Genomic DNA, 17,302 nt, shown 5'->3' on the forward strand with positions numbered 1-17,302 from the left:
CGAGAATTGACAGTAGAACCTGCCCCTAACATGATTGTTGATTTTTGTTTGAACGGCACAGGGAAATGATAGGATGATCTGAGGTATCCTAACCTAACATTTGCTCAAGTTTCGATTTTTTATGATTGTGAGTCAACCAGCCCTAGAGACTTCTGCGGGAGTTTCTTTACAAAATTTTCCGAGACTGCGCCGGGGGGTTACTGATATTTTCCCGGAATTGCCTAATTCTGAAAACCCAGAGGAAAATTTGGGTCAGCGGTTGGCTCTCAGTACCCGCCCTCTTAGGATTAAGTTAGGTATCGACCCGACTGGCTCGGATATTCACCTAGGACATAGTATCATTTTTCGGAAGTTGCGGGCTTTCCAGGACGCAGGACATACGGCGGTTTTAATTATTGGCGATTTTACTGCCCGCATTGGTGATCCTACTGGCAAATCGGAGGTTCGTCGTCAGCTAACTCCTGAGCAAGTAGAACAAAATGCCCAAACTTATCTCGAACAACTGCGCCCGATTTTAGATTTTGATACCCCGGGACGTTTGGAAATTCGTCGTAACTCGGAATGGTTATCTAAGTTGGATCTGGCTAAAACTTTGGATTTGCTGTCGCGGATGACGGTGGGACAAATGTTGGCTAAGGAAGGGTTTTCGCTGAGGTTTGAACAGGAAAATCCAATATATTTGCATGAGTTTCTCTATCCGTTAATGCAGGGTTATGATTCGGTGGCAGTTGAGGCTGATGTGGAGTTGGGAGGAACGGATCAAAAGTTTAATCTGGCTGTGGGAAGAGATTTACAGCGCTATTTTGGACAAACACCACAGTTCGGTTTACTAATGCCTATTTTGATTGGTACTGATGGGGTGCAGAAAATGTCTAAGTCCCTGGGTAATTATGTGGGACTGTCGGAAGACCCTTTGACTATGTACTCCAAATTGGAGAAGGTTCCTGATGGTTTGATTGCACAATATTTTGAGTTGCTCACTGATTACCCATTGGCAGAATTGCCGGAAAATCCTCGCGATCGCCAAAAGTTACTCGCCTTGGATATAGTGACTCAATACCACGGAGAAGCGGCGGCTTTGGCGGCGCAAAAAGCGGCTGTAAATTTGGTGCAAGGAGATGCAACTAGGGCTGAGGCTGTACCGGAATTTTCTCTGTCAGAGGTGGAGTTTCCGGCTAAGTTATTCTATATTCTTTCGGCTAGTGGACTGTGTAAAAGTGGCAGCGAGGCGAGGCGACAAATTGCGGGAGGTGCTGTGAAAATAGATGGCGATCGCATTGAGGATGATAATTTAGTTGTGGCTTCTGCTGAAGACCTGAAAGGGCGAGTTTTACAAGTTGGGAAAAAGAAATTTATCCGGCTGCTGTAAATGGGTTGCCTATCATTGATTAACTTGGGGTGGAATCGGGATAATTGATCATCAATAAATTTCCGGTTTTACCCGGCTTATGTTGACTGTAAAAATTGGAAAATATACCAACCATGACCATAGATAAAGTTATTGTTCCCCTAGATGTTTCCAGTCAAGCTGATGCGATCGCATTGATTGAAACCCTGCCACAAGTCACATTTTGGAAAGTGGGTTTAGAACTGTTTGTCAGTTGTGGTCCGCAAATTTTAAAACAACTCAAACAGCGCAATAAGCGGATATTTTTGGATCTGAAATTCCATGATATACCCAATACCGTAGCCGGAGCCTGTCGCGCCGCCGCTCGCTATGGTGTAGACTTAATTACTATTCACGCCACCGCTGGAAAAGTCGCCCTAAAAGCTGCTCAGTCGGCCGCGGAAATGGGAGCGAATGAAGCGGGTGTACCCGTGCCTAAATTAATCGCCATTAGCCTGTTAACGAGCCTTAACGCCAGGGAATTAGCCTTTGACCTCAAAATTCCCATGGAACTGCCAGAGTATGCCTTACAGATGGCATTATTAGGGCAAGAGTGCGGTTTAGCGGGGGCGGTGTGTTCGCCGCAGGAAGTGGCACAACTACGGCGGACTTGCGGGGATGATTTTCTGTTGGTGTGTCCTGGGGTGCGTCCGAGTTGGGCATCTAAAGGTGATCAAAAGCGATCGCTCACTCCTTCGGAAGCATTGAAAGCGGGTGCTAATTATTTAGTAATTGGACGACCTATTACTGAAGCGAATAACCCCATGACAGCATTAAAGCTAATTTCGGAAGAGTTAGACGCGGCGAATAAAATAGTTAATTAGATGTTTAGTATTGTAGCTAAATTACCATTTTGGTGAGCAAAGGTGCGGCGCGGAGAAGGGTTTGGGTGTAGGGATGCTGAGGATGTTTAAAAATCTGCTCAGTGTTTCCTATTTCCACAATTTTACCAGCGTTCATAACCGCAATGCGATCGCACAAAAATCTAGCCACCCATAAATCGTGGGTAATAAATAAATAGGTAAGATTAAAGTCTCGCTTGAGGTCTAACATTAACTGTAATACTTGAGCCTGAACACTAGCATCAAGCATACTAACAGGCTCATCACAGATTACCAATTTAGGGCGAGTAATTAAAGCACGAGCAATGGCTACCCGTTGCTGTTGTCCTCCTGAGAGTTGTTTGGGATAGCGGTTATAATAGTCCTCTACGGGAGTCAAACCCACGCGATCGAGCATTTCTAATACCCAACGTTTCGCCTGGGGTAGTTTTGCCATTTTATGAATTAACAGGGGGTCAGCAATAGCTCGACCAATGGTCATCATGGGATTTAAACAAGCGTTAGGATCTTGAAATATCATTTGGATATCGCGACGCTGTGAGCGCACTTGTCGCACTGACATAGCCGTTAAATCTTGACCCTCAAATTTCACTGTACCAGCGGTGGCGCGAACTAACTGTAAAATGGTGCGGGAAAGGGTACTTTTACCGCAGCCAGACTCTCCGACCAACCCGAAAATTTCACCAGCAGATAACTCAAAACTCACGCCATCAACGGCTTTGATTAATTGCTTTTGTTTGGTGAATATTTGCTGAATTATGCCGGATTCTAAACTATAATGCTGTTGGAGATTTTCAATTTGCAGAAGTGGTGGTGGTGGGTTAGTCTGTGTCTGTTCTTGGGGAGTATTGGGTTCTGGTGGCTGTTGGGAAGTTCCATGAACGTGGAGAGCAGATTCTAGGAGCGATCGCGTATATTGATGTTGGGGGTATTGTAGAACGGTGCGGCTATCTCCGACTTCGACAATTTTACCTTGATACATAACCGCAATGCGATCGCAATACTCTCCCACCATGGCTAAATCATGGGAAATTAATAGGATAGCAGTTCCGCGTTCACGACATAGCCGGGTGAGTTCCTGCAAAATTTGCGCTGATACTGTCACATCTAAACTGGTGGTAGGTTCATCAGCTACAATTAACTTTGGGTTTAACAATAGGGCTAATGCGATCGCCACCCGTTGACGCATTCCACCACTAAACTCGTGGGGGTATTGAGACCAGCGTTCCGGTTGAATTTGGACGGCTGCTAAAGTAGCGATCGCTCTTTCTTTCGCCTGAGACCTGGACAATTGTGGCTCATGAGCTTTTAGAGTTTCAATGCAATGTTCCCCAATAGTCATCAGTGGATCAAGGCGGGTCATGGGGTCTTGAAACACTAAGGCGATCGCCTCCCCCCGAAACTGTCGCAATTCCTTCTCGTTAAGGTCAAAAACCGATTTTCCGCCAAATGTGACTCGACCTTGAATAAGACTAGACTCTGGAAGTAGACGCATAGCAGCGCGTCCCAAAGTAGACTTACCACAGCCAGACTCACCGACAAGTCCCAGACGTTCCCCCGGTTTGAGGGTTAGGGAAACATCATCTACGACCCAAGAGGGTGATTTATTCTGACTGGGATAAGCTACTCGCAGGTTTTCGATGTTAAACATTCAATTAAAGTTCCGAAGTTAGCCAGAAGCTGCCACCGTAGGACAAGTTTTATCATATCAACTATGTTGAAACAGTTATCAATTATCTGGTGAGGGGAAGGCGATCGCCAGCCTTCACCTAGTAGGGTGCGTCAGACCGCGTAAATAGGGATACCAACCGGGTCATCGACAACTGACGCACCATTAAGAACCGACCTGGTAGGGTGCGTCAGACCGCGTAAATAGCCATACTAACCCGAGCATCGACAACTGACGCACCTTGTCAATAGCTGAATTTTTGTCCCAGGCTGTTGTCTATGGGCCATGTTGATCATGTGGGCGGTAATAGTTGATTTATCGTGAGCAACCGGTTGATATAATTTTCGTTTTAGCCTTTAAGGGTAGAAAAAGTTGGTAAAACCTCCATACAAAAATTTTGTCACCCCAAACATCTTTGAGGCGACATATATAGTGATCATCTAATCATTTTCCAACATTCGCAGTTGAAACTTTTAGGTCATGCAGGTAGATTTTAGTCTTGAGATAAATTGGCTATTAGTGTGTAAATTCGGCATAAACCAAGGAACCTAAGACCCATCTGTAATTGAGATGCTATCTAAGTCCATTGATTCTCAACCAGCTTTTTTGTCTAAATAAGACCGAGAGGTGATATCTGGAGAGGTTCCGAACTGTTCAAGCCAATCAAAAATCCGGTCAAGCTGTTCTAGGGTGACTAGCCCGTATTGCCATAAAATCATGGGAAGTTGACCTGATTCTTGCTCAGGATGTCGGAGGGCCATGTCGATGGAAGAGGCAGGGATCGCTAATTCCCAACGTAAAAATTGAATTAACTGGGCTTGCTTGGTTGAGATCATCATTTTTTTCCTGCATGAATGTAAAAAAGTTGGGAACTGTTGGATGTCGGATTAGATAACTAACTCGGGTGTGAATTCCTATAGTATCTATATTATCTCCTATCTAACTAAGTTCAGTGATATATTACACCCGAACATTGTGATTTATTTGTGAAATTTAAGTGATCTGGGTCACTAATTATGTTTTAGCTGTATAGGTACCGGGGGAGTTAATTGGGCAGACGGCACTTTTTTGGGGTAAATTTATCATAGCCGTTACCAGAGCTATTCTGGTGAAAATCTAATGTTTTTTTTAACAAAAGCAATGAAGCGGGTTTGGATCACAAAATCATCAAACCATAACCTAAAAAGGAATGGGACTGGCGGTTCTGTGTAGTAGGTGTTCCCGGACTCCTGATCCTGCTAGACTGGATGTAAGTTAGACAGATATTTATTCATATTCATGCTCAACACACTAAACCTGGAGCTTTCGCTAGATAAAGAAAGCTATAAGACTCAGACGGAAGCACTCATGCGGGAGTTGCGATCGCTACAGCAAATCTGCTGGGAAAAAAAACTACCTGTGATTATCGTCCTGGAGGGTTGGGCGGCGGCGGGTAAGGGTTCTCTAGTCAAAAAAATGGTTAGCTATATGGACCCTCGTGGGTTCAAAGTGATTCCGGTGTGGCCCCCGACCGAACAGGAGCGGTTGTATCCATTCATGTGGAGATTTTGGCAAGAGTTCCCAGGTTATGGGAAAATCGGGATTTTTTACCACAGTTGGTATACCCATGTTCTGGAAGATCGTCTATTTGAGAGACTTCCAGAAGCTAATGTAGGGATGGCAATGCGCCAAATTAATGCTTTTGAGCGTCAAATGATTGACGATGGAGCAGCGATCGCCAAATTTTGGATTCACTTGAGCAAAAAAGAACTCAAGCACCGCCTGAAAAAGGCGACTAACGATGAACTAGAAGCATGGCGGGTGCGTCCCGAAGACTGGGAGCAGGCGAAAAACTATGATACCTATAGTTCCTATGCCGAAGAGATGCTAATTCACACCAGCACGGGTGTAGCTCCCTGGACCTTAGTAGAGGGAGATGATAAACGGTGGGGTAGGGTCAAGGTGCTATCTAAAATGGTGTCTACTATCAAAGAGACTCTAGGACGAATGGAAGTGCAGCCGCCTCCTATTTTTACTCCTCCCCAAGCACACCTAGAACCTACCGATCCGCAACCCCTGGCTGCTGTGGATCTGAGTTTGTCCTTGTCAGAGGATGACTATAAGGAACAGTTGCGGGAACAACAGGTTCGCTTAGGTAAGATGCAGCAAATGATTTTTGAAAAGCAAATCCCCGTTTTAGCCATATTTGAGGGATGGGACGCGGCCGGAAAAGGGGGAGCCATTAAGCGTTTAACCGATATTCTTGATCCACGCAGCTATGAAGTTCATGCTTTTGCTGCTCCCACTGATGAGGAAAAGGTGCATCACTATCTGTGGCGGTTCTGGCGTAAACTCCCGCAAGCCGGAAAAATTGGTGTTTTTGACCGCAGTTGGTATGGTCGGGTTTTAGTAGAACGCCTTGAGGGGTTTGCTTCTGAACGACAATGGCGACGCGCCTATCGAGAAATTAATGAGTTTGAGGAACAACTGACTACGGCGGGTTATATTTTGCTGAAGTTTTGGTTACATATTGACCCGGATACCCAACTTGAAAGGTTTACTGAACGCGAGAATAATCCGTTTAAGCAATATAAACTGACAGATGATGACTGGCGGAACCGGGAAAAATGGTCTTGTTATGAGGTAGCCGTCAACCAAATGGTGCATCGGACTAATACCCCTAGGGCTCCTTGGACTTTGGTTTCCGGTAATGATAAGTATTATGCGCGGGTGCAGGTGGCGCAAACGGTGGCTGATGCGATCGCTCAAACTTTATAGTTAGTAGGCAATTTGGCGAAACTATTGCCAACGTCGGGTAGTTCACTATAAACTTGAGCCGTATACTATTTGTCAGTTATACGGCTCTCGTTTTCCTCAGTCCCTAAAGCACTCAGTGATTTGATTTGGGGTAGATCAGGAAAAATCAAAGGGTGATATGATGTGGGATTCTCCACGGTCAACCATGAAGGGAAAAAATGATGTTTGTATTACTCACCCAAGTTCTGGTTTTACTGCTACTGATTACCATTTCTTTTAGAATTTGGAGACTCTTAGCAGGCAAAGAAAATAGCTTAGTTAGTCGGCTGTTTTTTTTACTAACTCTCACTTTACTTATAGTCACTTTTATCGCTCCTGATAGCCAGGTTGGTAGATCTGTTATTCAGCTTTTGGCGATTTTTCTAAGACCTCTGGGTTTATCAATTTTACTATTAACCATTGCTTCGGCTTTGATTACTAATGGGGGGATTAAAAATCCGGCTCCGAATTTAATTTTAACTGCATTATTAATTCTGATTTTATCGAGTACCCCCGTTTTGGCTCAATGGTTGGCTTTGCAAGTGGAAAGGGTGGCTGTGCAAACAGTTCAAACTGATTTATGTTGTGGGGAAAGAGCGGGGGCAATTGTTTTGTTAGGACGGGGAACAACACAGCCTAAATTGCCCTACAGAACTCAGATTCAACTGACGGCTACAGGCGATCGCATTCCCTATACAGCCGAACTTTATCGGGAACGTTTAGCTCGTTTGGTGATTATAGCAGCAGGCGATCGCCATGAGTTAATTCATCCGACTAATGAGGCGAAAGATATTCAACAGTTATTGATTTATATGGGAGTTTTGCCTAGTGATATTCTTTTGGCAACTGAAAGCCATACCGTTAGGGAAGAAGCCCTAGAAGTCCAAGAAATCATGGAGAAAAGGCGGTTAGGAAGAACTATCATTTTGGTGACTTCTGCCTTGGAAATGCGCCGCGCCGCCCTCACATTTACTCAAGCTGGTTTTAAGGTAATTCCGGCTCCCACTAATTTTTCTACTTTTATTCCCTATGGCAAACGTAAGGATAGGGTTTCTTTCCAAGACTTCGCTCCTAATGCGGAGGCTTTGGTTCTCAGTACCCGTGTGGTTGATGAATATCTCGCTACTTTTTATTACTTTCTACGGGGGTGGATGGCTCCTAGTTTATAAGTCTGATGATTAGACATCCGTAGGGTGCGTCAGATACAGTAATCATCATGGCCACCAAATAGTTGGATGGCTGACGCACCAGAATAATTAACTAGAGGTGTTGTATTTGATAATACATAGCCCAAATTGCCATAGGGCGGAGATAGTGACTAGCGCGGAAAGTTCCGGCGGCGGTAATAGCTTCTGGGGTGCGGAACTGGAGGCCGTTTTGATATACTTGAGTGATCACGGCTTCGGCAAGTTGAAAAGCCTCTTCTTTCATCCCCATTTGAATAAGGAAAGCGCCCAGACCGAAATTAATCCCAGTCCATACCTCTAGGGGGTGGGTATCGTTAGGATTCATGGGTTCTCCGGTAGTTCTGACACCGTTAGCGGCTCCAAACTTGCCATTATGAAAATTATGGAAGCAGGCTTGATAAATGGTTTGTAGCGCCACTTGTGCGCGATGTGGCGGGACAATATCGGGCAAACCTAATAAAGCGGCATAAAACTGACCACAAAGTTGATCAGCCATGACGACATCAGATCCACTCTGACTGTCGAGATTGTAGTAGCTACCATTCCAGAGAGTTTGGTCATAAAGAGGTTTAGCGGTCTCTAGCCAATTAGTCCAGGTAGCGATCGCCTTAGTAGTATCTGGAGTGAGATCACGATTATGGGAAAGTAGGATATTTGCGATCTCAATAGCGGCTTCCAAAGCGGCTAACCATAACCCCCCACAATAGGCGCTAATCCCCACCAGTCGCCAATCATCAAAAGTCTGATCTGGTGCGCCGCCATTTTCTGGGATACCATCTTGATCGTGATCGAAGGTTTTGAGATAATCGAGAGTCTGGACGATCGCCGGCCAACATTCTACCAAAAACTGAATATCATCAGCCCCTGTCAACAGATAATCGCGATAGACCTGCAAGACAAAATCACAGGGTAAATCCTTCCACAAATTGCAATCCTGATAACTGGTGTAGTTAGTCTTTTCCCAGGGATGTTCATTAGGGGCCCCCAAGTCATGGGGAGTCGCCCCAGCCGCTTTCCGAATAGCTGAGGCTTGATTATAACCAATAATTCTGGGGGTATGATCAGCAGTAGCGATCGCCTTAGCAAAAGTCCGTATCACCGATTTTTCCAATTCTGGCCAGGACATCAACAAGCCAAAGGACCCATACAGGCGCACATCGAGACTTTCATACCAACGATAATCCAAGCATTCGAGGACAGCAAACCGTCCCCAAGGTTGATCCTCATCTGTAGCCGTCCATAGACTCCCCCCGTCCGTCAGTAGATAAAGTTCATTAAACAAAGCCATTTTGAACCAAGGGGGTAAATCTTGGCGATTGAGAATTGGATTTTGCCATGCTTCAATATTCTCACGCCAGGTGTCGGAATGCTTCATAGCTGTCCGAATCATTGACCAAGCGTTACGACCATTGCGCCCAAAAAAATCGGTATAGTGGCGGTAGTAACTAACTCCCGCCTCAAACTCACACACGGGTAAATCCCAGGCGATAAAAAAAGGAATTTTGCGAGTTTTTCCGGGTCTGAGGATACAACGGACCGCCAAAGCCGCGCCAATTCTTTCACCTTCAACGGCGGGTCTGTCATCCTGTGTATCAATCAGGGACCCATCCTTAGAAAAATATTCCCAAATATCGTAACCATTACCGTTAGGGTTCCAGCGATTGTGATAATATACCTCAACGGCGGGGTTAGAAATAGTGGCGATCGCTATTTGACCCTCCCCTTCTCTCGGTTGGTCATTAATATTCAAGCGAGTCATCACACAACCAACACGGTGGAAGTCTTCGACAAAGCGATTCAAATTATCCTGGCTATCTCCCCAGCGGGGCTGATATTCATAGACGGGACTACCATCATCGCGGACCTTTACGGTGGGCTTTTCTAAACTATTAGTAAACCAGCCGATAGTATTTTCCCAGGTTAATAAAATACTGAGGATAATTAGTTTATCGGTCGGGTTGTGGGCTATCCACTCAAAGACAGCAATAGGATAACTGGTTTCTTGGTAATTTCCCCCCCACACTGGGGAAAACTGTTCACAGGTTAATTGAGTTTGAAAGACGTTTTCATAAACAAACCAACTGCGGGGGTAAAGGGCGTAATAGGTTCCGGTTTGGGTATGTTGATCGGAAGTAGGATACCAACTCCATGCTGATAAGCTACCATCTTGGGGAGGCTGGGTAGATAGGGCGTAGGCTTGTCGTTTACCGTCGATTTCCTCAAAAACGCTAAATTGACAGCCAGGAAGGGGGCGAAAGATATGTTCCCCACCATCAAGATGCCATAGATTAAAGTCTCCCCGATGAGACCGACCAATGCAACCCGCGCCAAAACCCCCTAGAGGCATTCCATGAAAGGGACCATCATCTAAATTACTAGGGTAGCGTACTGTATAGGGTTTTTCCCATCCTAGGCCTATGGGACGATTCCAAGTATAGGGGGGAATATTTACGGTTGGGGATGGATATTGCATAGCATTGAATCGTTAAGGGTAGGATAGAAGTTAACTGCGGACCGGCGGGTTTAGCGTTTCATACGGACAAAGGTACAGGGATAGCCAGAAACAGTATTTTCAAAGGTTTCGACTTTGACAAATCCGGCTTTTTCATAAAACCGAATGGCGTTTTTATTCCCCGCCATGACAATAGTCCAGGCTGGGGAACCGATTAAATTAATCGCCAAACGCAAAAGACGGCATCCGATACCTTGGTGTTGATAATCTGGATCGATGTACAACAGGATAATATAGCCTTGGTAGATTGCCATAATCCCAATGACTTTTTTGCCATCACAGGCGACAAACTTGCGACAGAGGGGGAAAATACGGGCGATATAGGGATTTTCTGACAGGGGTCGCATCCCTCTTAAATCACAAGAACCGGCAAATTCGGCGGGTTGGGCGCGATCGTGAACTTGACAGACTTGTTGCCAGTCGCGATCGCGGTAGGGACGAATGGTAATCTGGGAGGTAACAAAATTGGGAGTTGTGGTCATTGATTAATTATCAAAAAATTGGGTCATTAACCTCGTCCTTATAGGACGACTTTATGCGTGTGCTAAGATAAGGTAACTTGCAAATGGTTCATGCCATGATTGTATACGAGTTCAAAGTCAAAGGGAAAGACAAGCAATATCAAGCCATAGACGAAGCCATTCGTACTAGCCAATTTATTCAAAACAAGTGCTTGCGCTACTGGATGGACAACAAAGACATCAAGGTAGACAAGTACGCATTGAATAAATATTGTGCAGTATTGGCGGCTGAGTTTCCTTTTGCCAATGAACTCAACTCAATGGCTAGACAATCGGCTGCGGAACGTTCTTGGTCTGCCATAGCCCGATTTTACGACAACTGCAAGAAGAACATTAAGGGTAAAAAAGGTTTCCCTAAATTTAAAAAGAATTGCCGTTCAGTTGAATACAAATCATCTGGGTGGAAGCTGTCAGAGACTCGAAAAGCGATTACCTTCTCAGACCGGAAAGGAATCGGAACTCTGAAGCTCAAGGGAACTTACGACCTTAATTACTATGACATCAAGCAAATTAAGCGAGTGCGATTAGTGCGACAGAGATATCAATGCCGCTATCAACATTTTCAAGTTAGGACTCAGTACGGTAGGGCATACCGGAACTCACGCGCTCAGGAGATTTGTCCTCTTGGGCGGTTGGCGCCAGTCTGCTGTCTAACGGCGAGTCTGTGAATGTGGAATCCGCACGCCTTTAGTGGGGAGTGTCAATCCGCACTCCGGTACAACAAAAAGCCAGATACTCCTAAACCCAACATTGTTGGTAGCCAAGCTGCCATAAACGGGCTAAGAATTCCTTTCTGGCCCATTGCACCGGTGATAAAAGAGAGTAAATAATAGGCAAATATAATCATAACGCTGATTCCGAAGCTGGTGGCGCGGTTGGTGCGTCCTGGACGAGAACCGAGGGAAGACCCCAGCAGTCCAAACACCACACAGACAAAGGGAAGGGCGTATTTTTGTTGAATGCGTACTTTGGTTTTGAGGATTTTGGCTTGATCGCCACTGAGTTTCATCAATTCTAAGTATTCTTTGGTTTGGGCGATATTCATTTCCCCATAGTCGCGGTCTTGGCTGGCTAAGTCTAGGGGAACACGGGAAAGATATAATTGTTTATGGTCGAAGCGGGCAATATTACGATAAGAACCATCTGGGTCTACAATATAAACGGTGCCGTTATAGAAATCCCAGGTGCTTTCTTCGGGGTTCCAAATGGCGGTTCTTGATGAAATAATTTGGGTGATTCCGGCGCGGGAACGATCTAAAATGGTGACTCCTGACATTTTGCCATCGGCAAATTCTTCGGCATAAAAAAGCCGCCTTAAAACGTTAACGCGGCGGTTAGTACCCTCGACGCTTACCCTTTCATATTCTGGGAAAAAGATGTTAGTTGACCTGATATTTAGTGCGTCTTCATTGAGAGCTTTTTGCAGGGTAATTGTAGCCTGAAAGTTGGCGGCTGGTACGATTATTTCATTAAAGGCGAAAGTCATCCCGGTGACGAAAAAACTAAAAATAATTGCGGGAATTACGAGGCGATAAAGACTAATGCCACAACTGCGAATGGCAATTAATTCACTATCGCTAGACAGTCGCCCATACACCATCAATGTGGTTAAAATCATTGACATGGGAAAGGCGAGGACCATAAAATCAGGCATTTTTAACAGGAATACCTGAAAAGCTACACTGACTGGAAGTCCTGATTCTGCTACGCGGCGGACTAATTCAAATACGGTCCCGACGGTGACAGCAACTGAGGTAAATAATCCTACCCCAAAGATAAAGGGAGGTATTAATTCTTGGATTATGTAGCGATCTAACACCGATAGGTTGGGTAGTAGCCATCGAGTTGAAGGTGTAGACTTGGTAATGCTTAATTTCATAATTGAAAACTATCGCCAAGGTAATACTGTCGCACTAGGGGATTGTTGTAAAGTTCTTCTGCTACCCCTGATGCAAAAATCTGTCCGTCTCTCATGATATAGGCGCGATCGGTAATGGCGAGGGTTTCGCGAACATTATGATCGGTAATTAAAATGCCCATATTCCGATCGCGTAAATCGGCAACAATGGCTTGCATCTCTGATACGGCGATCGGGTCAACTCCCGCAAAGGGTTCGTCCAATAGCAAAAAATGGGGCGGTAATGGCCCTGATGCTAAGGCGCGGGCTAATTCTGTCCTGCGTCTTTCACCCCCGGAAACTTGCACGCCTAAGTTGTTAGCGACTTTTTCTAACCGAAAATCCTGCAAGAGACTGTTAAGCCTATGTTCCCATAGACGGCGGGGGACACGGGTTTGTTGGAGAATTAACAGAATATTGTCGCGGACACTTAGATGTCGGAAAATACTGGCTTCTTGGGCTAAATACCCTATACCTAGTCTAGCCCGTTTGTGTATCGGTAGGTGGGTAATATTGCGATCGTCAAGATAAATACGCCCCTGGGTCGGCTTTTCTAATCCAGTGGCTATATAGAAGGTGGTGGTTTTTCCGGCACCATTCGGACCCAGTAAACCGACAATTTCTCCCTGGGAGATAGATAAATTCACGCGACTAACAATAGTGCGCTTTCCATAGGACTTATGGATGTTTTCCAGCACGATTTTCATTGCTGTTTGACAAAATTTGAGTATAGCGCGACGGCTGTTAACGGTGATATAGATAGTTATATCAGGCAACGGACAACAGAGATTACAGGCAACAGAAATATATTCCTGATTATATTCCTGATTACCCATCAGGTTGAATTCTACGGGGAACCTAAAGGGGTTTGAAAGGCGGGTAAGGGGTTAAATGGTTGAGCGGCAGTGTTGTTTTGCTCGCTGGTGTTGTCGGGAAGCAGATAAATTGACTCGACCTGTCCGCCTTGGCGGGGAGTGGCGATAAATCGCCCTTCATCAATTAGATAGGTGACGGTTTCTCCTCGGATAGTGTTGCCATTTTGTAAAACTAAAACATTCCCGCTCAGGATGATGCGACGTTCCTGGCTGAAGTATTGGGCTTGGGCGGCGGTGGCTTGAATTTGACGGGCGGGGTAGTCTATTTGTACGTTTCCCCTAGCGGTGACAATTCCGGTGTTAGCATCGGCTTCCTGTATATCAGAACGGACAGTCATGGCTTGACCAGAACCTCTGGGACTTTGGGCGTTACCTGGATACGGGCTGAAGATACCCCCAGTAGATAAAAATGGAAAGATGGCGATCGCTATTATAACTCCCAGTACATGGGTAATTTTGGGGCTACCAGAACTACAGCCAGACACGGACTGTTTCCACAATAGCAGTTGTAGGTGTTTGGGTAATCTATTCATCAGCATGATCATGTGTGAGGACGACGATAGGAGTATTGAACCCTGATAACGGCCGGCGGTTTCATTATGGCATTAACACTGACTATATTGGAAACTGATACATTTACGCGACATTTTTCCGGTTGTTCCCGGACAATGCGACGATAGCACTATTACCCGTTAAGGTAACAGAGGCGGTATCCCGCAAAGCTTTTAGAAAGATTCCCAAAGCACCGTTCCAGTCCCGTGGTAGAGTGAACCCACACTCAGGACATCGGAACACTTTTGAGCCACCTAGCTGGGAATGGACATGACCACAGTGAGTACAGGTTTTGCTGGTGTATTCTTCCGTCACATCTACAACTGTGGTTCCAGTTATTTCCCCTTGATGTCTCAGGGTTAGTTTGAATCGATAATGCGCCCATGTCAGCATGGCGCGGGCAGTCTTAGACCTGATTAGACGCTTCACCTTGGCAACCATATTGGAAGTCTCGAAGGGGGGCAAAAAAATCAGGCTGTGTTATGGGATGGCCAGGGATGCGACCCAATCAACCAAGGGGTTGAAGTCCTCACCGGGTAGTCCCCACGCCCATTTCAGCTCTATTTCATACCCGAAGGTCTCGCACCATACTTGGTATTATACCGTATTGCCGTAAAATGTTAACCTAATTTGAGATTAAATCATGCTCTCAAATGCTCGCGAGCATACCGATTCCTAGCCTTGTGATAGTTCTGGGACTGAGGTTTTGCTCCTTTACGAAACTTTCGAGATTTCCGCCGATTCGCACGATTAAGCTGCTTTTCAGCTTTTCTGTAGAACTGAGGTGCCTCTATTACACTGCCATCACTGGTGGCTATGAAATATCGCAGTCCCATATCTATCCCAATAGCTTTTTGACTGGGTTTTGTCTGCACTCGACAATCTGCTTTGATGCAGAACTGAACATAGTACCCATCCGCCCGACGGACTAGCCGAACCCGCTTAATTTGTGATTCGTCATAATGGGCTAAATCATAGCTACCAATCAAGCGCAACTCGCCGATAGCAAAACCATCTGTAAACTTAATACGCTTAGGTTCAAGTAGCTTCCAGCCAGAGGTTTTGTACTCTACTGAACGAGAGTGTTTCTTAAACTTAGGATACCCTACTGGCTTGATGCCTTTCCTACAGTTCTCAAAGAACCGGCTAATTGCATTCCAAGCGCGTTCTCCTGCCGCTTGACGAGCCATCGAGTTGAGTTTTCTGGCAAAAGGAAATTCCTCAGCTAACTCTTTACAGAGTCGGCTGAGGTCGTACCTGCCAACCCCTTGGTTATCCATCCAATAGCGCAAGGCTTTGTTACGGATGAATTGAGCCGTCCGAATAGCCTCGTCTATGGCTAAAGCTGGTAGCGGTTTGGTTTTTGCCTTAAACTCAAGTACAATCATGCTGTGATGTTAGCACATCTAGCCTAAGGCGACTAAAGTCGCCGTTGTTTTTCATCCCCGCGCTGAAGCAATGGGGCTTTCAAATGATCGTGCTAGTTTCGTAAGTTTTTTCCAAGAAATGCTCATGACTACATTAAATACTCAATATATTTTAGCCCTGGATTTAGGCACAACAGGCAATCGGGCGATTTTGTTTAATGCTGAAGGTTCCATCGCAGGTCAGGCTTATAAAGAACTTACACAACATTATCCTCAACCTGGTTGGTTGGAACATGACCCGCAACAGATTTGGGAAGATACGTCAGAGATGATGCAACGGGTATTTCGGGATACGGGGATTTCTCCGACCCAAGTGCAAGCTATTGGTTTGACGGTGCAGCGCGAAACCTGTATGTTGTGGGATAAGACGACGGGAGAGCCTCTTCATAATGCGATCGTTTGGCAGGATCGCCGCACGGCTGCTAAATGCCGAGAATTAGCCGAGCAAGGAAAGGCTGAGGAAATTCAAGAACGCACAGGATTGGTGGTTGATGCCTATTTTTCGGCAACTAAATTGGCTTGGTTACTTGACTGGGTAAAACGAGAAAAGCCCCATGTTAATTTGGATAATGTCTTAGCCGGAACTGTGGATACCTGGGCGCTATGGAAACTTACGGGGGGAAAGGTTCACGCTACAGACCACAGCAACGCCAGCCGCACTATGTTAATGAATTTGGATCGGGGTGATTGGGGTCCGGTTTTGCTAGATTTGTTTGGTATTCCTCGCCATATCATGCCGGAAATTAAACCCAGTATCGGCTTTTTTGGTAAAACTGACCCGAATCTATTGGGGGTGGAAATTCCGATTACGGCTATTTTGGGAGACCAGCAGGCTGCTTTATTTGCTCACGGTTGCGACCAGCCGGGGATGTTGAAATGTACCTATGGGACGGGATGTTTTTTGATTTCTCAGACTGGGGAGATTTTGACGCGATCGCATAATCAACTTTTGTCTACTATGGCATGGACTCAACAGCAGGGAGACCGCCCGATTTCGGCAAATTATGCCCTGGAGGGGGCTATGTTTACCACCGGCGCTTGTATTCAATGGCTGCGAGATGGAATTAAATTGATTGATTCGGCGGCGGAAACTGAGGGATTGTGTCGCCAGGTTCATGATACTAATGGGGTTTATTTTGTGCCAGCCCTCAGCGGTTTGGGAGCCCCTCACTGGGATATGAGTGCTAGGGGTGCTTTTATGGGTATTACTGGCGGTGTACAGCGACAACATTTGGTGCGATCGGTTTTGGAGTCGATCGCTTATCAAGTCGGTGAGGTCGTGGAAGCTATGAATAAGGATTGTCAAACTTCTATTTCTCTGCTGAAGGTTGATGGCGGCGCTTCCCGAAATAATTTTTTGATGCAGTTTCAAGCCGATTTGTTGGGTATTCCTGTCGAACGTCCCGCCATTTTGGATGCTACCGCCCAAGGGGCCGCTTTTGGTGCGGGTTTGGCGATCGGTTTTTGGGATAGTTACCAGGATTTGATTTCTCGCCGCCAAGTCGATCGCATATTTGAACCCGGAGGAGGCTCCGCACAGGCGCGCGATCATTTTATTATGTGGACACGCGCCATCAGTAGGGCTAAAAATTGGGTTGATTAAAAATCCCTTTTTTATCATAAATATCCGATTTTGTCAACCTCCTATAGGATTAATT

13 protein-coding genes and 2 pseudogenes are annotated in these 17,302 nt (G+C 45.7%); 6 read left to right on the forward strand and 9 right to left on the reverse strand.

Annotated features, from left to right (window positions below; translation table 11 throughout):
* Nucleotides 1–121: 121 nt before the first annotated feature.
* The gene (gene tyrS / locus NLZ44_RS05815; protein WP_493752147.1) at nt 122–1,369 is read left to right on the forward strand and encodes a tyrosine--tRNA ligase; all 1,248 of its coding nucleotides are present in this window, start codon (nt 122–124) and stop codon (nt 1,367–1,369) included.
* A gap of 113 nt (nt 1,370–1,482) precedes the next feature.
* A complete protein-coding gene (gene pyrF, locus NLZ44_RS05820; protein WP_493752148.1) occupies nt 1,483–2,211 on the forward strand; it encodes an orotidine-5'-phosphate decarboxylase in 729 nt (242 codons plus the stop codon).
* A 16-nt stretch (nt 2,212–2,227) separates the two neighbouring features.
* Here the strand turns inward: pyrF and NLZ44_RS05825 are convergent, their stop codons facing one another.
* Nucleotides 2,228–3,880, reverse strand: coding sequence for an ABC transporter ATP-binding protein (locus tag NLZ44_RS05825; RefSeq protein WP_493752149.1), 1,653 nt, complete (start codon nt 3,878–3,880; stop codon nt 2,228–2,230).
* A gap of 611 nt (nt 3,881–4,491) precedes the next feature.
* On the reverse strand, nt 4,492–4,737 hold the full coding sequence (locus tag NLZ44_RS05830; RefSeq protein ID WP_493752150.1) for a DUF2949 domain-containing protein: 246 nt from the start codon (nt 4,735–4,737) through the stop codon (nt 4,492–4,494).
* Nucleotides 4,738–5,176: 439 nt separating this feature from the next.
* Here NLZ44_RS05830 and pap point away from each other — a divergent pair, with 439 nt between their 5' ends.
* Both pap and NLZ44_RS05840 read left to right on the forward strand, forming a co-directional pair.
* On the forward strand, nt 5,177–6,655 hold the full coding sequence (pap, locus tag NLZ44_RS05835; RefSeq protein ID WP_493752151.1) for a polyphosphate:AMP phosphotransferase: 1,479 nt from the start codon (nt 5,177–5,179) through the stop codon (nt 6,653–6,655).
* A 197-nt stretch (nt 6,656–6,852) separates the two neighbouring features.
* Entirely contained in the window at nt 6,853–7,842 is a 990-nt protein-coding gene (locus tag NLZ44_RS05840; RefSeq protein WP_493752152.1) for a YdcF family protein, read from the forward strand.
* Between the two features lie 91 nt (nt 7,843–7,933).
* On the opposite strand, the gene NLZ44_RS05845 is transcribed toward NLZ44_RS05840, so the two are convergent.
* Together NLZ44_RS05845 and NLZ44_RS05850 are read right to left on the reverse strand one after the other, a co-directional pair.
* The gene (locus tag NLZ44_RS05845; RefSeq protein WP_493752153.1) at nt 7,934–10,333 is read right to left on the reverse strand and encodes a GH116 family glycosyl hydrolase; all 2,400 of its coding nucleotides are present in this window, start codon (nt 10,331–10,333) and stop codon (nt 7,934–7,936) included.
* Between the two features lie 50 nt (nt 10,334–10,383).
* The gene (locus tag NLZ44_RS05850; RefSeq protein WP_006626305.1) at nt 10,384–10,854 is read right to left on the reverse strand and encodes a GNAT family N-acetyltransferase; all 471 of its coding nucleotides are present in this window, start codon (nt 10,852–10,854) and stop codon (nt 10,384–10,386) included.
* Nucleotides 10,855–10,949: 95 nt separating this feature from the next.
* Between NLZ44_RS05850 and NLZ44_RS05855 the strand changes: the two are divergent.
* A pseudogene (locus NLZ44_RS05855) lies at nt 10,950–11,429 on the forward strand (nuclease/transposase family protein); the annotation flags it as partial.
* Between the two features lie 164 nt (nt 11,430–11,593).
* On the opposite strand, the gene NLZ44_RS05860 reads toward NLZ44_RS05855, so the two are convergent.
* From NLZ44_RS05860 to NLZ44_RS05880, 5 genes and pseudogenes are all read right to left on the reverse strand, one after another.
* Nucleotides 11,594–12,772: an LptF/LptG family permease gene (locus tag NLZ44_RS05860; protein ID WP_006669728.1), complete on the reverse strand. Its 1,179-nt coding sequence runs from the start codon at nt 12,770–12,772 to the stop codon at nt 11,594–11,596.
* Nucleotides 12,769–13,497, reverse strand: coding sequence for an LPS export ABC transporter ATP-binding protein (gene lptB, locus NLZ44_RS05865; RefSeq protein ID WP_035759721.1), 729 nt, complete (start codon nt 13,495–13,497; stop codon nt 12,769–12,771). The genes NLZ44_RS05860 and lptB overlap by 4 nt, the downstream gene beginning before the upstream one ends.
* 140 nt (nt 13,498–13,637) lie before the next feature.
* On the reverse strand, nt 13,638–14,210 hold the full coding sequence (locus NLZ44_RS05870; RefSeq protein WP_493752154.1) for an LptA/OstA family protein: 573 nt from the start codon (nt 14,208–14,210) through the stop codon (nt 13,638–13,640).
* 91 nt (nt 14,211–14,301) lie between these two features.
* A pseudogene (locus NLZ44_RS05875) lies at nt 14,302–14,697 on the reverse strand (zinc ribbon domain-containing protein); the annotation flags it as partial.
* A gap of 161 nt (nt 14,698–14,858) precedes the next feature.
* Nucleotides 14,859–15,605: an RNA-guided endonuclease InsQ/TnpB family protein gene (locus NLZ44_RS05880; RefSeq protein ID WP_006626299.1), complete on the reverse strand. Its 747-nt coding sequence runs from the start codon at nt 15,603–15,605 to the stop codon at nt 14,859–14,861.
* Nucleotides 15,606–15,729: 124 nt separating this feature from the next.
* Here NLZ44_RS05880 and glpK point away from each other — a divergent pair, with 124 nt between their 5' ends.
* Nucleotides 15,730–17,247: a glycerol kinase GlpK gene (gene glpK, locus NLZ44_RS05885; protein WP_006626298.1), complete on the forward strand. Its 1,518-nt coding sequence runs from the start codon at nt 15,730–15,732 to the stop codon at nt 17,245–17,247.
* The last annotated feature ends 55 nt before the right edge of the window (nt 17,248–17,302 follow it).

The sequence above is a fragment of the Arthrospira sp. PCC 9901 genome (genome assembly GCF_059013425.1).

Bases quoted from the DNA above. Each gene is read 5' to 3' on its own strand.
- tyrS (WP_493752147.1), top strand. From the start codon at position 122: ATGATTGTGAGTCAACCAGCCCTAGAGACTTCTGCGGGAGTTTCTTTA.
- pyrF (WP_493752148.1), top strand. From the start codon at position 1,483: ATGACCATAGATAAAGTTATTGTTCCCCTAGATGTTTCCAGTCAAGCT.
- NLZ44_RS05825 (WP_493752149.1), bottom strand. From the start codon at position 3,880: ATGTTTAACATCGAAAACCTGCGAGTAGCTTATCCCAGTCAGAATAAA.
- NLZ44_RS05830 (WP_493752150.1), bottom strand. From the start codon at position 4,737: ATGATGATCTCAACCAAGCAAGCCCAGTTAATTCAATTTTTACGTTGG.
- pap (WP_493752151.1), top strand. From the start codon at position 5,177: ATGCTCAACACACTAAACCTGGAGCTTTCGCTAGATAAAGAAAGCTAT.
- NLZ44_RS05840 (WP_493752152.1), top strand. From the start codon at position 6,853: ATGATGTTTGTATTACTCACCCAAGTTCTGGTTTTACTGCTACTGATT.
- NLZ44_RS05845 (WP_493752153.1), bottom strand. From the start codon at position 10,333: ATGCAATATCCATCCCCAACCGTAAATATTCCCCCCTATACTTGGAAT.
- NLZ44_RS05850 (WP_006626305.1), bottom strand. From the start codon at position 10,854: ATGACCACAACTCCCAATTTTGTTACCTCCCAGATTACCATTCGTCCC.
- NLZ44_RS05860 (WP_006669728.1), bottom strand. From the start codon at position 12,772: ATGAAATTAAGCATTACCAAGTCTACACCTTCAACTCGATGGCTACTA.
- lptB (WP_035759721.1), bottom strand. From the start codon at position 13,497: ATGAAAATCGTGCTGGAAAACATCCATAAGTCCTATGGAAAGCGCACT.
- NLZ44_RS05870 (WP_493752154.1), bottom strand. From the start codon at position 14,210: ATGATCATGCTGATGAATAGATTACCCAAACACCTACAACTGCTATTG.
- NLZ44_RS05880 (WP_006626299.1), bottom strand. From the start codon at position 15,605: ATGATTGTACTTGAGTTTAAGGCAAAAACCAAACCGCTACCAGCTTTA.
- glpK (WP_006626298.1), top strand. From the start codon at position 15,730: ATGACTACATTAAATACTCAATATATTTTAGCCCTGGATTTAGGCACA.